The sequence below is a fragment of the Streptomyces spongiae genome, from assembly GCF_009377185.1.
Lineage (GTDB): Bacteria > Actinomycetota > Actinomycetes > Streptomycetales > Streptomycetaceae > Streptomyces > Streptomyces spongiae.
Window position 1 is genome coordinate 1 of record NZ_VJZC01000061.1, and the last position, 21,652, is coordinate 21,652.

The 21,652-nt window shown below is 72.5% G+C and carries 18 protein-coding genes; 6 read left to right on the forward strand and 12 right to left on the reverse strand.

What is annotated here, in order from left to right; all coding sequences use genetic code 11:
• Positions 1 to 87: 87 nt before the first annotated feature.
• The gene (gene qcrB, locus FNH08_RS11990; RefSeq protein WP_152771452.1) at positions 88 to 1,629 is read left to right on the forward strand and encodes a cytochrome bc1 complex cytochrome b subunit; all 1,542 of its coding nucleotides are present in this window, start codon (positions 88 to 90) and stop codon (positions 1,627 to 1,629) included.
• Here qcrB and ctaF read toward each other — a convergent pair.
• Together ctaF and ctaD are read right to left on the reverse strand one after the other, a co-directional pair.
• Entirely contained in the window at positions 1,559 to 1,948 is a 390-nt protein-coding gene (ctaF, locus tag FNH08_RS11995; protein WP_152771453.1) for an aa3-type cytochrome oxidase subunit IV, read from the reverse strand. The two genes, qcrB and ctaF, sit on opposite strands and share 71 nt — an antisense overlap.
• Positions 1,945 to 3,618: an aa3-type cytochrome oxidase subunit I gene (gene ctaD / locus FNH08_RS12000; protein ID WP_152771454.1), complete on the reverse strand. Its 1,674-nt coding sequence runs from the start codon at positions 3,616 to 3,618 to the stop codon at positions 1,945 to 1,947. The genes ctaF and ctaD overlap by 4 nt, the downstream gene beginning before the upstream one ends.
• Before the next feature lie 132 nt (positions 3,619 to 3,750).
• Between ctaD and FNH08_RS12005 the strand changes: the two genes are divergently transcribed.
• Positions 3,751 to 4,113 (forward strand): DUF6479 family protein, encoded by a 363-nt coding sequence (locus tag FNH08_RS12005; RefSeq protein WP_194238466.1) that lies wholly within the window; start codon positions 3,751 to 3,753, stop codon positions 4,111 to 4,113.
• Positions 4,114 to 4,165: 52 nt separating this feature from the next.
• Here the strand turns inward: FNH08_RS12005 and FNH08_RS12010 are convergent, their stop codons facing one another.
• Together FNH08_RS12010 and FNH08_RS12015 are read right to left on the reverse strand one after the other, a co-directional pair.
• Positions 4,166 to 5,149 (reverse strand): aldo/keto reductase, encoded by a 984-nt coding sequence (locus FNH08_RS12010; RefSeq protein WP_152771455.1) that lies wholly within the window; start codon positions 5,147 to 5,149, stop codon positions 4,166 to 4,168.
• Between the two features lie 115 nt (positions 5,150 to 5,264).
• A complete protein-coding gene (locus FNH08_RS12015; protein WP_152771456.1) occupies positions 5,265 to 5,948 on the reverse strand; it encodes a response regulator in 684 nt (227 codons plus the stop codon).
• A gap of 198 nt (positions 5,949 to 6,146) precedes the next feature.
• On the opposite strand from FNH08_RS12015, the gene FNH08_RS12020 reads away from it, so the two are divergent.
• A complete protein-coding gene (locus tag FNH08_RS12020) occupies positions 6,147 to 7,451 on the forward strand; it encodes a sensor histidine kinase (protein ID WP_322724294.1) in 1,305 nt (434 codons plus the stop codon).
• 213 nt (positions 7,452 to 7,664) lie between these two features.
• Here FNH08_RS12020 and FNH08_RS12025 read toward each other — a convergent pair whose 3' ends face one another.
• The 6 genes from FNH08_RS12025 to FNH08_RS12050 all read right to left on the reverse strand — a co-directional run bounded on the left by FNH08_RS12025 (position 7,665) and on the right by FNH08_RS12050 (position 15,132).
• A complete protein-coding gene (locus tag FNH08_RS12025) occupies positions 7,665 to 8,663 on the reverse strand; it encodes an aldo/keto reductase (RefSeq protein WP_322724295.1) in 999 nt (332 codons plus the stop codon).
• A gap of 16 nt (positions 8,664 to 8,679) precedes the next feature.
• A complete protein-coding gene (locus tag FNH08_RS12030) occupies positions 8,680 to 9,252 on the reverse strand; it encodes a MarR family winged helix-turn-helix transcriptional regulator (protein ID WP_322724297.1) in 573 nt (190 codons plus the stop codon).
• A 103-nt stretch (positions 9,253 to 9,355) separates the two neighbouring features.
• Positions 9,356 to 11,053, reverse strand: coding sequence for an amidohydrolase (locus tag FNH08_RS12035; protein ID WP_322724298.1), 1,698 nt, complete (start codon positions 11,051 to 11,053; stop codon positions 9,356 to 9,358).
• 76 nt (positions 11,054 to 11,129) lie between these two features.
• Positions 11,130 to 12,107 (reverse strand): ABC transporter permease, encoded by a 978-nt coding sequence (locus FNH08_RS12040; RefSeq protein ID WP_152771458.1) that lies wholly within the window; start codon positions 12,105 to 12,107, stop codon positions 11,130 to 11,132.
• Positions 12,104 to 14,077 (reverse strand): sugar ABC transporter ATP-binding protein, encoded by a 1,974-nt coding sequence (locus FNH08_RS12045; protein WP_152771459.1) that lies wholly within the window; start codon positions 14,075 to 14,077, stop codon positions 12,104 to 12,106. Before FNH08_RS12045 ends, FNH08_RS12040 begins: the two co-directional genes overlap by 4 nt.
• Entirely contained in the window at positions 14,074 to 15,132 is a 1,059-nt protein-coding gene (locus tag FNH08_RS12050) for a sugar ABC transporter substrate-binding protein (RefSeq protein ID WP_152771460.1), read from the reverse strand. The genes FNH08_RS12045 and FNH08_RS12050 overlap by 4 nt, the downstream gene beginning before the upstream one ends.
• 234 nt (positions 15,133 to 15,366) lie before the next feature.
• Between FNH08_RS12050 and FNH08_RS12055 the strand changes: the two genes are divergently transcribed.
• Both FNH08_RS12055 and FNH08_RS12060 read left to right on the forward strand, forming a co-directional pair.
• Positions 15,367 to 16,395 carry a helix-turn-helix transcriptional regulator gene (locus FNH08_RS12055; protein ID WP_152771461.1) on the forward strand — a complete coding sequence of 343 codons (1,029 nt, stop codon included), beginning with the start codon at positions 15,367 to 15,369 and terminating at the stop codon, positions 16,393 to 16,395.
• Between the two features lie 104 nt (positions 16,396 to 16,499).
• Positions 16,500 to 17,240 carry a peptidoglycan-binding domain-containing protein gene (locus FNH08_RS12060; RefSeq protein ID WP_322724300.1) on the forward strand — a complete coding sequence of 247 codons (741 nt, stop codon included), beginning with the start codon at positions 16,500 to 16,502 and terminating at the stop codon, positions 17,238 to 17,240.
• 7 nt (positions 17,241 to 17,247) lie between these two features.
• On the opposite strand, the gene FNH08_RS12065 is transcribed toward FNH08_RS12060, so the two are convergent.
• Both FNH08_RS12065 and FNH08_RS12070 read right to left on the reverse strand, forming a co-directional pair.
• Complete coding sequence (locus FNH08_RS12065) at positions 17,248 to 19,158, reverse strand: phosphatase PAP2 family protein (protein ID WP_152771462.1); 1,911 nt, start codon at positions 19,156 to 19,158, stop codon at positions 17,248 to 17,250.
• Between the two features lie 93 nt (positions 19,159 to 19,251).
• Complete coding sequence (locus FNH08_RS12070; protein WP_322724301.1) at positions 19,252 to 20,160, reverse strand: N-acetylglucosamine kinase; 909 nt, start codon at positions 20,158 to 20,160, stop codon at positions 19,252 to 19,254.
• Between the two features lie 233 nt (positions 20,161 to 20,393).
• Between FNH08_RS12070 and FNH08_RS12075 the strand changes: the two genes are divergently transcribed.
• Positions 20,394 to 21,515, forward strand: a complete 1,122-nt coding sequence (locus tag FNH08_RS12075; RefSeq protein ID WP_152771464.1) for an ROK family protein — start codon at positions 20,394 to 20,396, stop codon at positions 21,513 to 21,515.
• Positions 21,516 to 21,652: the final 137 nt, after the last annotated feature.

A 21,652-nucleotide genomic window follows, 5' to 3' on the forward strand; every position in this document is an offset into this window, starting at 1 on the left:
CCCGAACGGGTGCCGTCCCCGGGCCGCGCGAGTGTTTCGCGCCGCCGCGGTACTCAACGCGCGGCTCGACGGCAAGGGATGGCGGGTATGAGAGCGATTCGCCGGACCTTGGTCGCGCTGCGGCCGTCGGCCACAGCCGCGCCTCCGGGTGAGCGCTTCGCCGACGCGGTCGACGGCCGGCTGGCGACGTACGGCGCCGGTCGCGTGCTGCTGCGCAAGGCATTCCCCCACCAGTGGTCGTTCTTCCTGGGCGAGATCGCGCTCTACAGCCTGATCGTCCTGCTGATCACCGGTGTGTGGCTGACGCTCTTCTTCAAACCGGACATGAGGGAGGTGATCTACGACGGCGGCTATGTGCCCCTGCGCGGCGTGCCCATGTCGGACGCCTACGACTCGACCCTGTACATCAGTTTCGACGTGCGCGGCGGCCTCCTCATGCGGCAGACGCACCACTGGGCGGCACTCGTGTTCGTCGCCGCGATCGGTCTGCATCTGCTGCGGATCTTCTTCACCGGCGCCTTCCGCCGCCCCCGGGAGGTGAACTGGGTCATCGGCGTCACCCTGTTCGTGCTCGCCCTCGCCGAGGGGTTCGCAGGCTACTCGCTCCCCGACGACCTGCTGTCCGGCACGGGGCTCCGCATCGCGCAGGGCATCATGCTGTCGATCCCGGTCGTGGGCACGTACGTGAGCATGTTCGCGTTCGGCGCCGAGTTCCCCGGCGAGGACATCATCCCCAGGCTGTACAGCCTGCACATCCTGCTGCTGCCCGCGGCCCTGGTCGCCCTGGTCGTCCTGCACCTGATCCTGGTGTTCTACCTGAAGCACACCCACTGGCGGGGCCCCGGCAAGTCGAACCGGAACGCCGTCGGCAGACCCTTCTTCCCCCACTTCGTCGCCACCTCCGGCGGCCTGTTCTTCACCGTCTTCGGCGTCCTCACGGTGCTGGGCGGGCTCGCCCAGATCAACCCGGTGTGGCTGTACGGGCCCTACCGGCCGGACCTGGCGTCGACCGGCTCCCAGCCGGACTGGTACGTCGGGTTCCTGGAGGGCGCGCTACGGCTCGTCCCGCCCTGGGAGACGAACGTCGCCGGACACACGATCATGTGGAACGTGCTCCTCCCGGCGCTCGTCCTGCCCGGGCTGCTGTTCATGGTTCTGTACCTGTACCCGTTCGCCGAGCAGCGGCTGACCGGGGAGTGGCGCCAGGAACAGCACGTGTGCGACCGGCCGAGGGAGCGGCCCGTCCGTACCGGTCTCGGTGTCGCCGGCGTCACCTTCTACGGCGTCCTGTTGTTCGCGGGCGGCAACGACATCGTGGCCCAGACGTTCCGCGTCTCCGTCAACACGCTGACCGTGGTGCTGCGCATCGCCCTCGTGGTGGGGCCGGTCCTGGCCTTCCTGATCACGCGTCGGCTCTGTCACGCGCTGCTGGACTCCGAACGCGAACGCCTGGACAAGGGGGACGAGACCGGCGAGGTGCGGCAGACCGTGGAGGGCGGGTACGTGAGCGGACACCGGCCCGTCGACACGTTCCGTCCCGGGGCGCCCCGGCCTCCGCTCACTCCAGGCGACGGAGGTACTGGAACACCATCCCGAGAACACCGCGCACCAGCACGCCGAGGCCGATGAGGAACAGCCACAGCCCGTAGACGACACCCGTGGACGCGACGGCGAAGCCGAGTGCCGTGACGATCGGCCACGGACTGCTCGCCGGGAAGAACTCCAACGGCCCGGTGGCGTCGGCGACTTCGGCGTCACGGCGGTCCTGCGGGCGCCGCCCCTTGCGCCGGTACTGCACCACACAGAAGAAACTCACCAGGGCGCCCATCAGGAAGGCGACCACCAGCGCCGACGTCCCCGCGGGATCGCCGGACCACCAGCCGTACAGGACCGCGGTAACCGCGAAGAACGCGGCGACGCCGCCGAAGAGGATCGCCTCGACCTTCATCGCACCCCCTCCTCCTTCTGCCGCTTGAGGATCTCGGGGTGGTGGAGGTCGAAGGCGGGCGACTCGGACCGTACGCGCGGCAGCGCCACGAAGTTGTGGCGGGGCGGTGGACAGGACGTCGCCCACTCCAGCCCTCGCCCGTACCCCCACGGGTCGTCCTCGGCCACCGGCTTGCCGTAACGGGACGTGCGCCAGACGTTGTACAGGAACGGCAGTGTGGAGACGCCGAGCAGGAAGGCGCCCGCGGACGACAAGGTGTTGAGCAGCGTGAACCCGTCGGCCGGCAGATAGTCCGCGTACCGGCGGGGCATGCCCTCCTCACCGAGCCAGTGCTGCACCAGGAAGGTCAGCTGGAAGGAGGGGAACAGCAGCCAGAAGTGCACCTTGCCGAGCCGCTCGTCGAGCATCCTCCCCGTGAGCTTGGGCCACCAGAAGTAGAACCCGGCGAACATCGCGAAGACCACGGTCCCGAACAGCACGTAGTGCAGATGGGCCACGATGAAGTACGAGTCGGTGAGCTGGAAGTCGAGTGGCGGGGACGCGATGATCACCCCGCTCAGCCCCCCGAGGAGGAACGTCACAAGGAAACCCAGAGCCCACACCATCGGCGTCTCGAACGACACCGACCCCTTGACCATGGTGCCGATCCACGCGAAGAACTTGATCCCCGTGGGCACCGCGATCAGGAACGACATCAGCGAGAAGAACGGCAGCAGCACCGCACCGGTGGCGAACATGTGGTGCGCCCACACGACAGCCGACAGCATGGTGATCGCGATGGTCGCGCCGATCAGCGGCACATACCCGAAGAGGGGCTTCCGGGAGAACACCGGCAGGATCTCCGAGACGATCCCGAAGAACGGCAGCGCGACGATGTAGACCTCCGGGTGGCCGAAGAACCAGAACAGGTGCTGCCACAGGATGGCGCCCCCGTTCGCCGCGTCGAAGACATGCGCCCCGAACTTGCGGTCCGCCTCCAGGGCGAGCAGCGTGGCCGTCAGTACCGGGAACGCCGGCAGCACCAGGATCGACGTGAACAGGATGTTCCACGTGAAGATCGGCATCCGGAACATCGTCATCCCGGGAGCACGCAGGCACATGATCGTGGTGATGAAGTTGACCGCGCCGAGCGTCGTCGACACACCCGTCACCACCAGGCCCATCACCCACAGGTCGCCGCCCGCGCCGGGGGAGTGGTAGGCACTGTTCAGCGGTGCGTAGGCGAACCAGCCGAAGGCCGCGGCACCACCCGGTACGACGAAGCCCGCGACGACCATCAGCCCGCCGAACAGGTACATCCAGTACGACAGGGCGTTCAGCCGGGGGAACGCCACGTCCGGGGCGCCGATCTGCAACGGCATCACCGCGTTCGCGAACCCCGCGAACATCGGTGTCGCGAAGAGCAGCATCATGATCGTGCCGTGGATCGTGAACAACTGGTTGTAGGTGTGCGCGTTCATGAACTGCAGCCCGGGGCGGGTCAGCTCGGCCCGCATCGCGAGGGCCAGCAGTCCGGCGAACAGGAAGAAGCAGAAGGCCGTGACCATGTAGAGGCGCCCGATCACCTTGTGATCGGTGGTGGTGGCCCAGCGCAGCAGCGTGCGGCCGAAGGGGGTGGCCGGGGCGGTCCGTCGGCGGGCTGTGCCGGCGCGCTCTGACAGTTCGGTCATCGTCCTCCTCGCCGGGAGCGGCGTGGCGACGCTATCGCCGACCTCGCGAAAAGCCGCCCGCGCCACGCGCCTTGTCCGCCGTCAGAGGGGCGACCGGAGTATCCACCGGCCCCACCGGGGTACTCGCCGTACATGACCATGATCCAGTACGAAGCCGCCGCGACGAACGCGGGCGGTGTGACCGCGATCCTCGTCGCCGGTCTCGTCCTCGTCGGCGCGCTGGTCTGGGCGGTTCGGTTCGGCATGAAAACCCGACGCCGCGAGCCGGGACCGCCCGGGCGCGGCGAACATCCCACGCTGCCGGAGTCCGGGCCCGTCCACGAGACCCGGCAGATGCGCGAGCCCGACGAGGTCCCCAGGGCGGGGGACGAGAGCGAGCGGCTCAGGCCGCACGACCTCCACGCCTCCGGGAGCAAGCCGAGCGAGGACCAGACACGCCGCCGCTGGGCCCCCGGGTCGAGCGGCTCGTTCGGCGGCGGGCCCGGCAGGACGTGACGCCCCGCTTCAGGTACTGACGCCCGGCTTCTGGTACTGGTGACGCCCGGTTTCAGCGGCGCGTGGGTGCCCGCTCGTCCAGCAGACCCGCGCCGCGCAGGTCGTCCCACAGTCCCGACGGCACGGCCGCCGCGAACGAGGCGACGTTGCGCCGTACCTCCTGAGCCGACCGCATGCCGAGCACGACTGAGGCGACGACCGGGTGCAACAGCGGGAAGGCGATCGCGGCCTGCGGGAGCGTCACGCCGTGGGCCTCGCAGACGTCGGCGACGAGGTGGGCCCGCCGCAGCTGTCCGGGCGAGGCCGGAGCGTAGTCGAAGCGCGCACCGTCGGTGGGCCGGGGCGTGGCGAGCAGGCCGGAGTTGAAGACCGACGCCGCGAGCACGGAGACACCGCGGTCGGCGCACGACGGCAGCAGGTCGTCGAGCGCGCTGTGGTCGAGCAGCGTGTAGCGGCCGGACAGCATGACCACGTCGGCGTCGGTCTCCCGCACCAGCGTGGTCAGCTTCGCGGGGTCGTACATGCCCGCGCCGACGGCACCCACCACCCCCTGCGCGCGCAGCTCGGCCAGGGCCGGGAAGCCGTCCCGCAGCGCGCTCTCGAAGTGCTGCTCCGCGTCGTGGAGGAACAGCACGTCGACGCGGTCGGCCCCCATCCGGGTGAGGGAGTCCTCGACGCTGCGGAGCACGCCGTCGCGGGAGAAGTCCCACACCCGACGGTGCGTGGCGGGCACCTCGAAGCTCTCGTCCCTGCGGCCCGCCGGATCCTGCGGCACGAGCAGGCGGCCGACCTTCGTCGACAGCGTGAACTGCCCGCGGGGCTTCGTCCGCAGCAGCTCGCCGACACGGCGCTCGGAGTGGCCGATCCCGTAGTGCGGCGACGTGTCGAAGTAGCGGATCCCCGCCGACCAGGCCGCCGCCAGCGCCTGGGCCGCGGTGTCGTCGTCCAGCGGCTCGAAGAGCCCGCCGAGCGGACCGCCGCCGAAACCGAGCTCCGTGACCTCGACCGTGCTGCGTCCGAGCCGATGCGTCCTCATCACGCGTTCCGATCCTCCCGTCGGGCGGCGACACGCCACCGCCCGCAATCTTGATGCGGGCGCGTCAGAACCCCAACTGGTTTTCGGCACCGGCCCGTTGCCGCCCTCGGGGGCCTCAGGACGGGTTGCCCGCGTGTCCCGTCTGCCAGGCCCAGGCGGCGATCTCCACGCGGTTGCGGGCGGTGAGCTTGAGCTGGATGCTCCCGAGGTGCGTCTTCACCGTGGACAGGGAGACGAACATGGACGCGGCGATCTCGGCGTTGGTGTGGCCCAGGGCCACCAGGCGGACGACGTCGAGCTCGCGGTCGGTGAGCGCCTCCCGGGGCGCCGGGACGGCCGGCGCCGCCGGTTGCTCCGGCCCCGCCGTCACATGCTTGAGCAGCCGGACCGTGATGGACGGCGACACCAGCGAGTCGCCCACCGCCGCGGCGCGCACGGCCTCGGCCAGCAGTGTCGGCCCGGAGTCCTTGAGCAGGAAGCCACAGGCACCGCCGCGCAGCGCGCCGTACACGTACTCGTCGAGGTCGAAGGTGGTGACCACGACCACCCGCAGCGGGTCGGACACATCGGGCCCGGCCAGCAGCCGCGTGGCCTCCAGACCGTCCATCCTGGGCATGCGGATGTCCAGCAGACACACGTCCGGCCGCACCTCGCGGGCCAGCCGCACGGCCGTCTCCCCGTCGGAGGCCTCGGCGACCACGGTGATGTCCGGCTGCGCGTCGAGGAAGAAGCGGAAGCCGGTGCGGACCATGTCCTGATCGTCGGCGATCAGGACGCGGATCGGGGTGCGGTCGGTCATGGGCGCATCATGCCTGACGTCGATCTCCCTCAGCACTCGCCAGTCCTGCAGAACTCGCCAGTCCTGCGGGCCCCACCCTCTCCCGTCGGCGGGCGGCCCCGCCTCGGCCGAACGGCCGGGTCGCCGGGATCTCGCCACGCCTCCACCTCGGTCTTACGGCCGATACGGGGGCCCCGGTCGCTCCTTACTCTGATCCGCGTGAACCTCGCGCTCGACACCAAGGACCCCGTGGTCGGCGACACCGCCCGCCCGGGGAAGGCTCCCCGACAACACGGCTGTGTCCGTGTCGGCGGCATTATCGTGCTGCTCATCGCCTGCTGCGGCGACCTGCTGATCCTGGGGACCGACTCGGCCGACCCGCTGCTGCACCTGCCGGTCCTGGCCGTCGGGCTGGCGGCGGTGCTGTGGCCGGTCCGCCGACGCCCGGCACGGCTCACACCGGAGGTGCGCACGGCCGTACCCGCGCTCGTCACCGCCGCGTACCTGCTCACCCTCGTCGCCCTCGGCCAGAAGGGCGGCTGGGGCCCGGGCCTGTCGGCGCTGCTGCTGTGCCTGCTGTTCGTCGCCGTCCGGACGTGCTCGCCTCGGGGGGCGCTGATCTGCGGGGTGCTCATCGGTGTCGTGCTGCTCGCGCTGCCGCTGCCGTACTACCTCGTGGAGCCCGACCCGAGCGCCTCCGGAGTGCTCGCCGTGATCCTGCTGCTGGGCGGCTGTACGGCGGGACTGGCCGCCTACGTCCGCACCCTGGACAACCGCCGGACGGTGGCCGTCACCGAGACCCGACGGGCCGAGCGGCTCGCCATGGCCGCCGACCTGCACGACTTCGTCGCCCACCACGTCACCGGGATCCTGGTGCAGGCGCAGGTGGCCCGCATGATGGCGGCGACCGGAGCCGAGGGAAGCGGCGAGGCGGGGACCACCCCTGACGAGACCTGGGATCGGCTCGACCCGGTACTCGCGGGCATCGAGCGGGCCGCCACCGAGGCGCTCGCGTCGATGCGCCGCACGGTCGGTGTCCTGCGCGAGCACGACGACGAGACCGAGTCCGCCGATCGCCGCCCGGTCGGCGACCTGGCAGCCGTCACCGACCTGGTCGACGGCTTCGACGGGGTCGGCGGAGTCGACGGGCGCAAGCCCGTGCTGCACCGGGAACCGGCGGTGCCGGACGACCTGCCGCACGAGGTGCAGGCCGCCGCCTTCAGGGTGGTGCAGGAGGCCCTCACGAACGTACGCCGTCACGCCGCCGACGCCACCGAGGTCACGGTGGGCCTGCGGTACGCCGCGGGTGCCCTGGAGGTCGTGGTCCGTGACGACGGACGCGGCGGCGCGTCGCTCCCGGAGGCCGCCCGGGGCGGCGGCTTCGGCCTCGTCGGACTCACCGAGCGGGTCACCGCCCTCGGCGGCCGACTCCGGGCCCGGCCCCGCGAGGAGGGCCAGGGCTGGGAGGTCGCGGCCCTGCTCCCCGCCGCTCCCGTGGGGAACGCCGTGGTCGGGCGCGGGTGACGCGGCGCGGGCCAGTGGCTGCGCGTGCCGTCACGTGGCGGGTGGTGGCGCGGGGTCCCTTCGGGGAGCAGTCCCCTCGCGGTGAGGGCGGTGCAGAATCCTGCCGGAGCCGGGTGGTTCAGGTGGGCGACGGTGCCGTTTCCGGCCGCTCCCGTGGGGAACGCCGTGGTCGGGCGCGGGTGACGCGGCGCGGGCCAGTGGCTGCGCGTGCCGTCACGTGGCGGGTGGTGGCGGGGTCCCTTCGGGGAGCAGTCCCCTCGCGGTGAGGGCGGCCCAGAAGCCCGCCGGAACTGGATGGTTCAGATACGCGACCGTGCCGTCCACCTCCTCCGGTGAGCGGGCGCCGACGACCACGCTCGTGACCGCCGGGTGCCCGAAAGGGAACTGCACGGCCGCCGCCAGCGGGGGCACCCCGAAGTCGGCGCACACGGAACGCAACTCCCGTACACGCGCCGCGAGTTCGGCGGGGACCGTGTCGTAGCCGTGGGGCGCGCCCGCGCGAGGGTCGGCGAGCAGCCCCGACTGGTAGACACCCGCCGCCATGACGGCGACACCGCGCTCGGCGCACAGCGGCAGCAGCTCGTCGAGCCCCGACTGGTCGAGCAGGTTGTACCGCCCGGCCAACAGGACGCAGTCGGGCCCCGGCGGGGCGGCGGCACGCAGGAACGCCGCGGCGACCGGCGCGTGGTTCACACCGACCGACACCGCCCCGATCACGCCCCGCGCCCGCAGATCGGCCAGGGCCCGGTAGGCATCGCCGACGGCGGTCGCGAAGTCCTCGTCCGGGTCGTGGACGTGGAGCACGTCGACGCGGTCGAGCCCCAGCCGCTCCAGGCTCTCCTCGACGCAGCGCATCACCCCGGCGTACGAGTAGTCGAGGCGGGGCCCCACCCCCGGCGGAGGATCCGCCCAGATCGGCTGTGTGTCGGTGCCTCCGGGCTCGATGATCCGGCCGACCTTCGTGCACAGGACGTAGGCGTCGCGCGGCCGGGACGCGAGAGCCGCGCCGGTGCGGGCCTCCGAACGGCCGTAACCGTAGACCGGTGCCGTGTCGTAGAGCCGCATGCCCAACTGCCAGGCCCGGTCGAGCGTGGCGGCGGCCTGCTCCTGCGGCACGGGCGCGAAGAGTCCGCCCAGCGACGCCAGACCCAGGCCGAGACGGCTGACCCGCAGTCCCGTCCGCCCCAGCGGGACGAGATCGTCGGCTCGCACTACCGTCCCCCGGCGGTCAGGCCTTGGGGCGGCGTCCGCTGCGCCGCGGTGCCGGATCGGCGCCGTCCAGCAACTCGTGCCGCCTCTCCTCACCGCGCTCCTCGACCTGCAGCACGACCCGGCGCAGGCCCTCCGCGAGGGTCCGGCACTCCGCGTCGCTCAGCCCCTCCGTGACGAAGGCCTCCTCCTCGTTGAACGCCGGGAACACCCGCTGCATGAGGTCCTCGCCCTTGTCGGTGAGGCTCAGCAGGACCAGCCGGCCGTCGGAGGGGTGACCGGCCCGCTGCACCAGCCCACGGGACTCCAGGGTGCGGGCCACCCCGGTCAGCGTGCCCTTGGAGATCCCCGCCTCCTCCGCCACGTGCCGTGTCTCCGACTCGCCCCACACCCAGACCACCCACAGCACCACGAAGGCCGTCCAGGTCAGGTCGGAACTCCGGAGCACGGAGTTCTCCAGGTGCTGCCGTACGGCCGACGCGGCGCGGTAGATGTTGGCCACGGCCGCCATCTGGTCCCGGCGGACCGGGAAACCTCCCAGCTTCGCCGCGGCGAGCTTCTCGGCTTCGGTGATGGATCGCTGGCCGGGCACGGGCGCTCCTTCGGTCCTCGTCGACTGCGCCGGACGGCCCGTTCTGCGCCGTTCGGTCGTTCGGGATCAAATTGTACGGTGGCTTTCGGGCCTGGAGACGGGGTCAGCGTTCGAAGACGACACGGCCGTCGAACACCGTGAGATCCACCTGCGCCTCGGTGACGGCGTGCGGATCGAGGTCCAGCAGCGGCCGGTCCAGGACGCACAGGTCCGCGACCTTCCCCGGCTCGATCGTGCCCTTCCAGGTGTCGGCGAAGTCCTGCCACGCCGGGGTCGCGGTGTAGGCGCGCAGCGCCTCGGCGAGGGGCACGCACTGCTCGGGTCCGCTGGGCCTGCCGCTCGCCTTCGACTCGCGGAGCAGCATCGAGGCCACGCCCTGGCGCCAGTCGGGCTCGGTGATCGGAGCGTCGGAACTGGCGCACACCTTCACACCCGCCTCGACGGCGGACCGCACCGGCCACTGGTAGGCCGAGCGCTCGGCGCCCACGACCGTGTCCATCAGGTCCGACACCGTCCACTTGATCGCCGGGTTCATGTTGACGCCCCAGCCGTTCGCGGCCAGCCGTCCCAGGCTGTCGGCGCCGATGAAGTCGCCGTGGATGACGTAGTGCCGCGCGTCCGGCCGGGGCACCAGGGCGTGGGCGTCGGCGAACGCGTCCACCACCGTGTCGATGGCCAGGTCACCGGTGACGTGCACCCCGAGCTGGAAGCCGGCCTCGTGGGCGAGGCGGATCATCTCGCGCAGTTCGCCGACCTGGAGCGCGGGCGTCTCGCCGTGCACACACAGTCCGCCGTGGCCGCCCTCGGCGTAGGGCTCCTTCATCCAGGCCGTACGGTTCGGCGGCACCCCGTCGGCGAAGATCTTGACACCGATCGCGCGCAGCACCCGCGGATCCGCGGACTCCGGGCGGCGCAGTTCCGCCAGGCCCTTGCGCAGGTCGTCGGCCGAGCCGCCCATGGGTGCGGGCAGCAGCAACACGCTGACGCGGGCGTCGAGTTCACCTGCCTCGGCGAGTTCGGCGTACGCGGTCCAGTTGTCGGTGCTCAGGCCCCCGAAGAGGGTTCCGGCGCCGCCGGGGCCGAGGCCGGGCTCGGTGTAGCTGGTGATGCCCCGCGCGTGCAGTTCGCGGATCACGTTCTGGATGGCCTGGCGGCGCTGGGCGACGGTGGGGGAGGGCAGCGCCGCCTGGACGAGCCGCCCGGCGGCCTCGCGCAGGATGCCGGTGGGCTCCCCGGCGCCGTCGACGTCGATGACACCACCGGGCGGAGGCGCGCTGTCCGCGTCGATCCCGCACCGGCGCAGGGCCTCGCTGTTGGCCCACACCATGTGCGAGGAGAAGTCCGTCAGACAGACCGGGTTGTCCGGCGCCACCGCGTCCAGGTCGCGGCGATGGGGGAAACGCCGGGGATCGTCGCGGCACTCGGCCAGATAGCCGGGGTCCCAGCCCAGGCCGACGATCCACTCGCCGGGCCGGGCGGCATGCACCGCACCGCCCACGGCGGCGGCGATGCCGGAGATCGACCCCACCGCGGGGTAGCCCACGTCGATGGCGAACGGCGGCTTCGTCATCCCGTACGCCGCGCCGTGCAGGTGCGAGTCGTTGATGCCGGGCAGCACGGTCCGGCCGGCCAGCTCGACGATCCGGGTGCCCGGTCCGGCCAGGGCACGCATCTCGGTGTCGCTTCCGGTGGCGACGATGTCCCGGCCGCGTACGGCCACGCCTTCGGTGACGGTGAAACCGCCGTCGACGGTGAGTACTTGACCGCCTGTCAGGACGAGGGTGGGAGCGGTGTCGCTCACGCGGACCTCTTTCGTATGAGTTCGTATGAGTTCGTATGAGTTATTGGTGCGAGTCGGGCGGATACAGGGGTATGGGCTACCGCGTCCGCGGCGCGAAGTACGCGAGCGCCGCGCCCGCCACCAGGGCGACTCCCTGGGCCATCTGCTGCCAGAACGTCGGCACGTTCAGCAGTGTCAGCCCGTTCTGCAGGCTGCCGAGGAACAGCACGCCGAGGAGGACGCCGAGAACCGAGCCGGAGCCGCCGGTGAGCGCGACCCCGCCCAGCAGGACGGCGGTCAGCACGGTCAGTTCGAACCCGGCGCCCGAGGTCCCGGCGACCGCGCTGTCCAGCACCGACGCCTTGATGGCCCCGGCCAGCGCCGCCGCCACGCCCGTCACCACGAAGAGGGCGAAGGGCGTACGGCGGATGTTGATGCCCGACAGGTGAGCGGCCTCCCGGTTGACGCCGATCGCGAACACGTGCCGTCCGCCCGGGGTGAGCGCCAGGAACAGGGCGCCCGCCACCAGGACGAGCCCGGCGATGACGACCGGTGCGGCGACACCGGCGATCCGGGAGCCGCCCAGCCAGGCGAACCCGGAGCCGAAGCCGCTCAGCGGCAGGGGGAAGAGCTGCTGCGCCAGGCCCCGTACGGCGGTCAGCATGCCGAGCGTCACGATGAACGCCGACAGACCGAGGTAGCAGCACAGCACGCCGTTCACGGCACCCACCGCCGCACCGGCGGCCAGCGCGCCCAGCACGGCCACGACCGGGGACTGGCCCTGTCCGGCCAGCCAGCCCGCCACCAGGCCGCCGAGGGCGAGCGTGGAACCGACCGACAGGTCGAGGTAGCCGCTGATGACCAGCAGCGCCAACGGCACGGCCACGATGGCGAGGGTGGCGGCGTCGGTGGCGATGCCCGACAGGTTGGACGCGTCGAGGAAACTGCCCGTGGCCAGCTGGAACACCAGCACCATGACGGCGAGCACGGCGATCAGGGGGTGGCGCCGTACGACGGTCAGGCCGACCGGGGCGAACGCACGGGGGCGCCCGAGGGCGCGGTCGACGGTGGTCATGCTGCTCCTTGGACGGGCGAGGGCGACACAGGGGGCACGGGATCTGTCCCGGCCTGGTGGACGGCCGACAACAGGGCCTGTTCGGTGAGGCGGGCGCCGGACAGTTCGCCGACGATCCGGCCTCCGGCGACGACGAGACACCGGTCGGCGAGGGCGACGATCTCCTCGGGGTCACTGGAAGCGAACAGAACGGCCGCCTTCCGCTCCGCGGCGAGCGACGACACCACCTGGTGGATCTCCTGCCGGGCGCCGACGTCGACGCCCTGGCTCGGTTCGTCCAGCAGCAGTACGTCCACACCATGGACGCCGTTGATCCACCGGGCGAGGACGAGCTTTTGCTGGTTGCCTCCGGAGAAGGCGCCCGCCGCGAGTTTCGGCCGGGCGGGCCGCAGCCCCATCGCATCGGCCACCGCCTCGAAGACCCGGCGCTCGGCGCCCAGCGCCCGCACTCCGTTGCGGGCCAGCGGGCGCACCGCGGGCAGCAGCGCGTTGTCCTGCGCGCTGAGCGTCGGGAACAGCCCCTGCCGGCGCCGGTCCCCGGGCACGAGCGCGATCCCGGCGGCCAGCGCCTGGGCGGGCCGGGTGATCACGACGGCACGCTCCCCGACCCGTACGGCACCGCCCGTGGCCCGCCGCCCGCCGAACAGGGTCTCCAGCAGCCGCGTACGCCCGGAGCCCATGAGCCCGTACAGCCCGACCCGCTCGCCCTCGGCCACCGCGAACGAGACGGGCCCGAACCCGGGGCCGCACAGACCGTCCACGGTGAGACGGGGCGGGGCCGGAGGGGCGTCGGGCCGCCGGGGCGTCCGGGCGGCGACGGATACGACCTGTTCGGCGGGCGGCCGGCCGCCGTCGGTGGCTGTCGCGCCGACTGTTGCGGCCGGCCCTTCGTCCTCGGTATCGCCACCCGTGCGGTCCCGGGCCCCGAGGCCGTCGGGTTCTGCGGCTTCGCCTGCGGCGTCGTCCACGATCGCTTCGACCGTGCCGGCCACGCCCTCGCCGTCAGCACCACTGACCGCTGCGTTCAGGGCCCTGTCGGCGTCGGGCTTCGCCTGTTCGACCGCAGGGCCGTCACCGGGCGCTTCGGTCGGCCCGTCCGAAGGCGTGCCGACGCCCGCGACCTCGCCCGGTTCGTTCGGTGCCGTGCCGTCGGGGGCCCGGGGCGTCGCGTCCGCACTCCCGGCGTGGACGCCTCTGCCGTGCTCCCTCGCCGGTGCGGAGCCCTCCGCACCGGCCTCGTCCCCCACAGCCCGCCCCACGATCGCCCGCACCAGCTCGCGTCGCGTCTGCCCCGTCATGGGCGCGTGGTGGGCGACCCGCCCGTCCCGCAGTACGGTCACCGCGTCCGCGAGTCGTTCGACCTCCGACAGGAGGTGGGTGACGTACACGATGGCCAGGCCCTGGGCGCGCAGGTCCTCGACGCGTTCCGCCAGGGCGTCGCTCTCGGCGCCCGAGAGCGCGGCGGTCGGCTCGTCCAGGACGAGAACGGAGGCGCTGCGGCTGAGCGCCTTGGCGATCTCCACCAACTGCCGCTGGCCCATGGGCAGATCACCCACCCGGTCACGCGGCGAGCACCTGGCCGCGACTCGCTCCAGGAGTCCGGCGGCGACCTCCTCCTGGGCCTTCCGGTCGATCCGCCCGAACCGGGTCCACTCCTGGCCGAGGAAGATGTTCTCGGCCACCGTCAGCGCGTCGACCACGCTCAGCGTCTGGAAGATGATCGCCACGCCCGCCGCGATCGACTCGCGCGGGCTGAGGCGCGTGTACGTCCTCCCGCCGACCCCGATCGTGCCCGCGTCCGGCGGGAACGCCCCGCCCAGGCACTTGATGAGGGTGGACTTGCCCGCTCCGTTGTGGCCGAGCAAGGCGTGGACCTGTCCCATCGGCACGGTCAGGTCCACGCCGCCCAGGGCCCGTACTCCGCCGAACGACTTGCTCAGTCCGCGGATCCTCAGGCTCGGCTCGGTCATGACGGGCCCGGCCCGTTCTGGGCGAGCAGCGTGTCGATCTCCTTCGTGTCGCCGCGCTGGACCAGCGTGATCGGCACCTGGGCGCTGGGGTTCTTCCTGTCGGCGGCGACCGCGCGGGGTACGTCGACGATGGCGCTCGCGATGGCCTTGGGCGCGAGGGCGGCCGAGGCCCGGTAGAAGGTGCCCTGCCTGATCGCCAGCAGGGAGGGCGCGGCACCGTCCTGGCCGCCGACGAACGTCTTCGCGTGGTCCTTCGAACGGCCGGCCTGCTGGAGCGCCTTGTACCCGCCGTACGCGGCCGCGTCCGTGACGCCGAGGACGATGTTGAGATCCGGGTGCCGGGCCAGGATGGCCTTGGTCTTCGCCAGTCCGGTGTCCGGGTCGATGGCCTGCTCGCGGGCGACCACGTCCACGCCGGGCGCCAGCTTCGTGAAGGCGTCGATCATGCCCTTGGTGCGTTCCCGGCCCAGCTCGATCGTGCTGTCGGTGAGGAAGGCGACCTTGCCCTTCCCGCCGAGCCGCTCCTTCGCCCACTGCGCCGCCGCCTCACCGAGCAGCGTGCCGCCCTCGCGGAAGCTGAACTGGATGTCGGCGCTCTGGTGCTCCAGCGTGCCGCCGTACGTCACCCAGATCAGCCCCGCGTCCAGCGCGGCCTTCGCGACGGGCTCGGCGGCCTCGAAGACCATCGGGAACGACACGATGGCCGGGACCTTCCGCGCGACCCAGGTGTTGAGATTGGTGGCCTGGGTGTCGGCGCTGCCCGCGTCGTTGGTGGTGAGGAGCGAGATCCCGTGCTTCTTCGCGGCGGTGGTGGAGAGCTTCACCAGCGTCGAGTAGAGCGGGAGCTGGGTGAAGGGGTAGTCCAGGCCGATCTTCGTCAGCCGTGCGGCGGTGGACGCCGTGCCGTCTGCGGCCGCCTTCTCGGACGCCGACGAACCGTCGGGTGCCGCGCAGCCGGCCGCGGTCAGCGCGGTGGCCGCGACGGCGGCAGCGGACCAAGAGAGGAACTGTCTGCGCGAGGTCGCCGAGTCGGCGGCGTACCGGGGCGTGATCATGGCGGGGTCCTCCAGGAGACGGGCCCGTCATGGCGGGCGTCAGGCTGTGGCGACCAGGAAAGACCCCCGCGCCCCACGCCACCATCCGTACAAATACCGACTGTGGGCGCCGTACACATGCCGACTGTGCGCGGCTGACCCCATGCCGGCTGCGCGACGCCTTGTCCGGCACCACACTCGGGCCTATCGTTAGGGCCCAAACGAAGACCGTGCTCCAGGGCCCCGGAGGCTCGCATGCTCAGTCACCACCAGATCGCGGCCGCCACCCGCATCGGCATGCTCACCCGCGAACGCGACACCGCGGCCGCCTGCGCCGAGGCGCTGCGCGAACTCGCCCGCGCGCTGCCCCTCGACGCGGCGACCCTCCTGGGGATCGACCCGCTCACCGGAGCGCATGTACAGGTGGCCGGCGCCGGCTACACCGCCGAGACCTCGCAAGCGCTGGCCGCCGAGTTCGTGGCCACGCCCTGGTACCGCAACGTCGTACGGCAGGACGTGCCGCCGTCCATCTCCGAGGACGCCGACGACAGCGGGCAGCGCTTCCGCAACGGCTGGTTCTACGCCGAGCGGGTGCGCCCCTCCGGGTTCCGTGACGGGATGACGGGAGCCCTGCGCCACCACGACCGGATCGTCGGCATGGTCCACCTCTCCACGGAGGGCGCGGACGCCTACGACACCGAGGCCCGCAGGCTCCTCGCCTCCGTCATGCCGGCGCTCGCCGCGCTCGCCGACCCCACGGCACGCACCGGCGACCTGCACGGCCTCCCGGCGGAGGGCGCCGCGAGCCTCGTGGCGGCCGGCCGGATCGTCGACCTGCCCGGCCGCGAGCGCGCCGCAGTACTGAAGGACGACGAGTTCGGCCGCCTGGTGAGCGCCTTCGCGGACACGGGCGGTCAGCGCCTGCGGCTGCTGTGGCCGGCCTGTGGCACCTGGTACCGCGTCGCCCTCCACCGGCACACCACGGGCTCGGACCTTCTCGGCGAGGCGGTCCTGGTGCACGAGACGCCCACCGCACTGCCGTACGGACTCAGCCCCCGCGAGCTGGAGGTACTCACCCGCGCGGCCACGGGGGACACCAACCAGGCCATAGCCCAGGCCCTGTTCCTCTCCCCGCGCACCGTGCACAGCCACATCGAGCACCTGCTCCGCAAGACCGGCTCCGCCTCCCGCGCCGAGGCCACCGCCCTCGCCGTACGGGACGGCGTGCTGCGCCCGGCCCCCGAGCACCTGGACCGCTTCGTCGAGCGGGCGCACGGAGCCTGAGCGCACACCGGCACACACGCCGCGCCCGTTTGAACTCTCCGGTCGGCGGCCCCGTATCACTCCTCGGGGATGGCGGGAGACCGCTGGCACGGAAGGAGAGCAGTGTGTCGACACCGCCCGAATCGGGGCAGACGGCGAGGCGTCGCCCGATCGAACCCACCTATGTCATGCGCCGTCGGCGGACGGAGGCACTGGCGGAACTGCTGCGGGAGTTCGAGCAGGACCGCGCGAGGACCGAGCAGCAGGCCCCGCCGGGACCCGCTCCCGGCGACGACTACGAGGCTGTCCCGGTCCCGCCGGCGCGCGAGCGCATCCTGCCCGATCCGGAGACCGAGGAACTCCCGCCCGTCCGGATGGGGGAGGACTTCAGCGCGGACGCGGGCCGCCGGCAGGACCGGAGGCGTGACACCGCACAGCGAGCGGGCGGTGTGGATCTACGCCGTGCCGCGGTCGTCGTCGGCGTGGCCGCGGCGGCTCTGATCGGCTTCGGCGCCGCCCTGCTGGTGCCCGGCGGCGACTCGAGCGACGAGGCGCGCCCCAGCACCCCGACGCAAGAGCCGACCCCGACCGCAACCGGCTCGGCGCCACCCCCGCAGCAGGCGGAGGACCCGGACGGCCCGGGCACCCTCCGCGAGGGCGACACAGGAGCGGAGGTCACCGAGCTCCAGGAGCGGCTGCGCAAGATCCCGAACGTGTACGACAACGGTCCGACCAGCGGTACGTACGATTCCACGCTCACCGAGGCCGTCGCCCGCTTCCAGCTCTGGTACGGGATCCGGGGGGACGAGACGGGCGTCTACGGCAACGACACCCGTCTCGACCTGGAGTCCCGTACTCAGGCTTGACGGTTCGTCAGCTCCTTGTCAGTCGTACCGACAGGCCGTGCGCCGTGAAGACCTGCTCGGCCCGCCAGCCCTCGGCGGCGACGGTGACCTCGGCGAACCGGCCCTGCAGGGACCGCGCCCCGATGACCGCCACCGTGCTGCCGGGGCGCGGCGACTGCTTGGCGTCGAACCGGACCACCAGCGAACTGCCCCGCTCCAGGACCGCAAGGCCGTCCACCGCGAGGGCGGGATCGGTACCGCGGTCCAGCGTGACGTCGAGGACGCCGGCCTGCGCGTAACCGCCGCGCACCCGGACGGTGTTGTCGCCCGTGGCCAGCGTGCCGCCCGCCACCCGGACGTCACCGCGCCCGAAGGCCTCCTTCGAGCCCGCGGCCAGCACACCCTCCTTCACGGTGGTGCCGCCCGTGTACCGGTTGGCGCCCGCCAGCGTCAGCGAGCCGCTGCCGCTCTTGACCAGGCCGCCGGGGCCGGAGATGTCGTTGTGCCAGGTGTCGGCCGCGCCGAAGCCGCCGCCCGCCGCGTCCATCGTCACGTGCACGTCCGCCTCGAAGGCGCCGTATCCGTCGGCCGCCGCGAACAGGTTCAGCCGGCCCCACTGCTCCCAGCCGTCGAGCAGCACGTACCCCGACGGCAGGGCGGTCGTGCGCAGCACCTCGCGCCGCTGCGCCGCTTCCAGGTACGGCAGCCGCGTCTCCAGCAGCACCTCCGCGCCCTTGGGCACGGTCAGCGGTGTGGAGCGGCCGTGCCGGGTGAGGACGTACGTCAGCCGGGGCTCGACCGCGCGGGCGTTGACGTCCCGGTCGGCGTAGGGGTCGGTGTCCGCGCCCGCCGCGTGCGCGTACGCGTACAGGGTGTCGGCCGTCGTGCCCGTCCGCTGCTGGAAGTACTCCGCTGCCTGTTTCCGTGCTGCGGCCTTGAGGTCGGCGTTCTTCGGGTCGGCGAGCGCGGCGGCGGCCAGGGCCGTGGCCATGGTGCGTCCGCCCAGGACGTCGACCGTGGAGTGCATGCCCGACATGATGCGGGTGTGGCTCAGCTCGAAGGCGCGGGTCACCAGCTCCTGGAAGCGCTCGGGCACCGCGTACGCGTACGCCAGCGCGGCCAGGTGGAAGGCGTTGGTGTGGCCGCTGGGGAAGCCGCCGTCCTCCGCGCCGTTCGTGCCGCGCTGCCACAGCAGCTGCGGGGCCACGATCACGTCGGAGTCGTACACCGGGAAGCCGAGCGCGTCCGTCTTTCCGGTGTCGACGACCTCGCTGTCCTCGTTCATCCGCCACGGGCGGGGGTACTGGAAGGCGAACTTGGCCGGGTTGCCCGAGGCGAACGGGCCGCGCACGGTGTCGACCAGCTTGGCCACCTGCCCGAGGTCCGAGTCGTAACTGCCCGCGCCGAGCGCGGAACCGGCGGGCGCGTCGGCCGGAACGGCGTCGTTGATCTTGCCCGAAGGGGTGCCGTCCGGGGCGCTGGTGATGGAGGTGACCGCCTTGGCCCCCGACTTGTACAGCTCGGCGAGCGGGCCCAGGGCGGCGATCATCGCGTAACTCTGGTGCTGCCGGTCGAAGACGAACGCCTCGCGGGCCTGCGCGTCCGTGCGGCGGGAGGTGATGCGCGCGCAGTAGCGCATGTTGGCGCGCAGCACCTCGGGCATGAGCGGGGTGCCCGTGTCCCACTCGGCGCCGGTCTTCCACACCTCGGCGAAGCCACCGAGGGCGCGGATCACCGCGTTGGTCTCGGGGGTGAGGTTGGACGTGACGTTGGTGGTGTAGTCGTCGACGAAGGCCGCGGGGGAGGTGGCGGCCCGGGCTCCGGGGGCCTTCCACCAGGTGGCGACGGTCGGAGCGGCGAGGAGACCCGCCGAGGCGCCGAGTGAGTTCCTCAGGAAGACACGCCGGTTGGTGCTGTGGTGCCCGGCTGATGACGGCATGCGGGTGCCGCTCCTTTCAAGGTGAACGATCTTCGGGCAGAGACTGGGGGTGACGCGTGACCGGTTCATGACCACTTGATGACCACGTGGTGATCAGAGGCTGACCGATCGAAGGAGGGATTGTGCAAGCGCCACCGCCCCCTCGACCGGCGGCACGTCGAGCGGGCGGGGCCGCGCCGACGGCAGCGCCGCGGCGAGGGCGGAGGCGAACGCTTCATACAGGGTGGGCTGGCGCAGGACCGTGCTGCCCGCGATCACGACATCGTCGACGAAGGCACCGCGCTCGGCGAGCCGGACCACGAGAGCGGCGAGCGCACGGCCCCCGTCCGCGATCACCTCGCGGGCGATCCGGGAACCGTCCTCGGCCGCCGCGAACACGACGGGAGCGTGCCGCCCCCACTCGGCCGACGCGTCCGTGGCGCTCTCCAACGCCGCGCCGAGAGCGGGGACTTCACTCACTCCGAAGGCGGTGACGAGCCGGTCGGCCAGCGCGTCGGGGGCCTCCCCGCGATCATGCGCGGCCCAGAGGGCACGGGCCGCCTCACGGACGAGACCGGCGCCGCCGCCCTCGTCGCCGAGCACGGCACCCCAGCCGCCGACCTGCACCGGACTGCCGTCGGGGAGCCGGCCGACCGCCACCGAACCGGTCCCGGCGACGAGACCGACGCCCTGGTCCAGGCCGGCGGCGGGCACGAGGAGCTCGGCGTCACCGACGACCAGGCACGGCACCTGAAGCCGTTCCTGGAGTACGACACGGAGGGCCTCGCACTGCCGGGGCGTCTCACAGGCGTGCCCGCCCACCGCGACGGCGGACGGGCGGGTACCGAAGGGAAGGGCGTCGTGGACCAGCGCGGTCAGCCACGCGGCGGCGGCCACAGGGTCGTGTGGCCGCCATCCGCTGCTCGTACGGACGTGATCGGCGCCGGAACCCGTCCCCGCACGGAGATGGGTCTTGGTGCCGCCCACGTCGATACCGACCGCGACGGGCGTGGAGTCCTGCACGGAGCCTCTTTCGTCGTTGCGTTCGCTTGCGACGGTGGGCGAACCGTGCCCGGACAGACAGGACTGGAGTATGTTCGGGAAGCCCCGGGACGGGCCTCGGCTGGCTGCGGTAGGCGAGTACCGCTTGACTTCGTTAGGAAATTAACTAACGAATAAGGGTGCGTCAAGCGGTTCGGACACGGATGCCGAACGAACCCTCGCGGCCCGATCGCCGCGGTACGACTGGGGAGACCATGCACCTGAGCGAGAGCGCCCGCGCCGTGTTCGCCGTACTGGCCGCGGCGGGCGAGGCCACCCGCCCCCAACTGGCGGCCGGGGCCGGTCTTTCCAAACCGACCGTCTCCTCCGCCGTGGCCGAGCTCGAGGCCGCCGGACTCGCCGCCTGCTCCGGCACCGCCTCCGGCGGCACCGGCCGGTCCGCCGCGGTCTACGGCCTCGGGACGGCAGCCGGCGCCGTACTCGCCGTCGACCTCGGCCCCAGCCGCACCCAGGTGCGCGGCTGTGCCCTGGACGGCACCCTGCTCGCGCAGGGCACGGGCTCCCGGCCGGACGCCGCCGTCGTCGTCTCCAAGGTCCTCGCGGAGCTCCCGGCGGGAGCTCCGCTGCGCGCCGTCGTCGTAGCCGTCGGCGACGTCACCACGGGGGGCCGGGAGGGCGCCGGGGAGCGCCCCGCGACCGCCAAGGCCGGTCCCGCGTTCGACGCCATGGCCGTCGCCCTGCCGCCCGGAGTGCCCGTCCACCTCGAGAACAACGTCAACTGCGCCGCGCTCGCCGAACTGCACGAAGGCGCCGCCCGCGGCCGTGACACCTTCGGCTACCTGCGGATCGGCGTGGGCATCGGCCTCGGCGTCGTCATCGACGGCCAGGTGCTGCGCGGAGCGAACCACGCCGCCGGAGAGGTGGCCCGGCTGCCCTACCCGTGGGTCGAGGACCGTGAGCCGCGCCACGAGGGGCTGGAGGAACATCTGGGAGCGCGCTCCCTGCTGCGCCGGGCGGCGGCCGCCTGGCAGGACGGCGACGGGCCGCGCCCCCGCAGCGCCGAGCGGCTCTTCGCGCTCGCCGACGCGGGACACGCCAGAGCGTGTGACGCCGTCGGCCGCCATGCCGCCGACATCGGCCGGCTGGCCGCCGCGGCGACGGCCGTCCTCGACCCCGGCCTGATCATCCTCGGCGGCGACGTCGGGTCGAACCCGCAGCTCCTGCCCGGCGTCCGGGCGGAACTGGCCCGGCTGAGCTGGCCCACCGAGGTCGTGAGCAGCGCCCTCGGTGACAGCGGCACCGTTGTAGGGGCCACCGAGCTGGCCGTGGCCCGAGGAATCCAAACCGTGACCGATGGGGTGCTAGTGAAGCATTGACGGACTCCACCGCCTTCTGCCAATGTCCGGACAAGCGCTTTCTGAGTCGGCCGGGACGTCGACTCCGGGTGAGCCTCCCGACCGTACGCGAAGTACGGCAGCCGCACGAGGGCGTGCTTGTGCGACGTCGGCCGTCA